Here is a 1,239-nt window from a genome sequence, read left to right as displayed (position 1 = left end):
CACACCTCGTTCTGTGTCAGTTGCATGGTCTCGTAGTCGGTGGGGCTGAGGTTGCCGAGCCGGGAGTGCCGGCGGCGGGTGTTGTAGAAGCCCTCGAGGTAGGAGAAGACCTCCATCTCCAGCTCGTGTCGGGTGGGCCAGGAGCGGCGGTAGATCAGCTCGCTCTTCAAGGTCGCGAACACCGATTCGGCCATCGCGTTGTCGAACGCCGAGCCGACCCGGCCCATCGAGGCCAGCAGGCCGGAAGCGCGCAGCGCCTTGCCGAACTCGTAGGAGGTGTACTGGCTGCCGCGGTCGGTGTGATGCACCGTGCCGGCCGGCGGCCTGCGGGTAGTGATGGCCATCCCGACGGCGTCGAGAACCAGCTCGGTGCGCAGGTGGTCGGCCATCGCCCAGCCCACGACCTTGCGGGAGAAGGCGTCGATGACGACCGCCAGGTAGACGAAGCCCTCCCAGGTCCGCAGGTAGGTGATGTCGGCGACCCACAGCTGATTGGGCGCGGTGGCGGTGAAGTCGCGCTCGACCCGGTCCGGCGCGGTCGCCGTCGAGGCGGCCCGACGGCCGTACTTGCCGCGCCGCCGACGGTGCACTCCTTCGATGGCGCCCAGGCGCATCAGCCGGGCGACCCGCTTGCGGTTCCAGGCGTGGCCGCGGTCGCGGACCTCGGCGGTCAGCCGGCGGGCGCCATAGATCCGGCGGTGCTCCTCCCACGCGACCCGGGCGGCCGCGATGGCGTAGGCGTCGTCGAGTTCGGCGGCGGTCGGGCCACCGCGACGAGCAGCCCAGGCGTAGAAGCTGGTGGGGCTGATGCCGAACACCCGGCAGAGACGGCGCACGCCGTAGCTGGTCTTCTCCGCGGCGATGAACTCGCAGAGCACTCCGCGGTTCACCGGCCCGTCTCCCGAGCGAAGAAGACCGCGGCTTTTTTCAAGATCTCCCGCTCGAGCTCCAGCTCGGCGACCTTGCGCCGCAGCCGGGCCAGCTCGAACCGCTCATCGGCGCTGAGCGCGGCCGGCCCCTCGGCCCGCTGACGGCGCTCGGCCGCGACCCAGTTCCGCAGCGTCTCGTGGTTGACCCCCAGCTCGCCCGCCACGTCACGGACGCTGCGCCGGCTGTCCAGGACCAGCTGCGCTGCCCGCTGCCGGAACTCCTCGGGGTACTTGCTCCGTCGGCCCAACGGGGCCTCCCTCCTTGGCTGATGCCAAGTCTGGAGGTGTTCAGCCGACGGGGGTCACTTCA

General features: G+C 70.5%; 2 protein-coding genes. Both read right to left on the bottom strand.

Features of this window, described 5'->3' with window-relative positions:
• The coding region (locus ACI78Z_RS24975) for an IS3 family transposase (protein ID WP_457039231.1) at window positions 1–890 on the bottom strand (890 nt) is incomplete at its 3' end.
• The gene (locus ACI78Z_RS24970; protein ID WP_457039230.1) at window positions 887–1,177 is read right to left on the bottom strand and encodes a transposase; all 291 of its coding nucleotides are present in this window, start codon (window positions 1,175–1,177) and stop codon (window positions 887–889) included. The genes ACI78Z_RS24970 and ACI78Z_RS24975, both read right to left, overlap by 4 nt.
• Between the last annotated feature and the right edge of the window lie 62 nt (window positions 1,178–1,239).

The organism is Geodermatophilus sp. SYSU D01176, from assembly GCF_054050015.1.
This window is presented reverse-complemented; position numbering and strand designations above follow the sequence as displayed.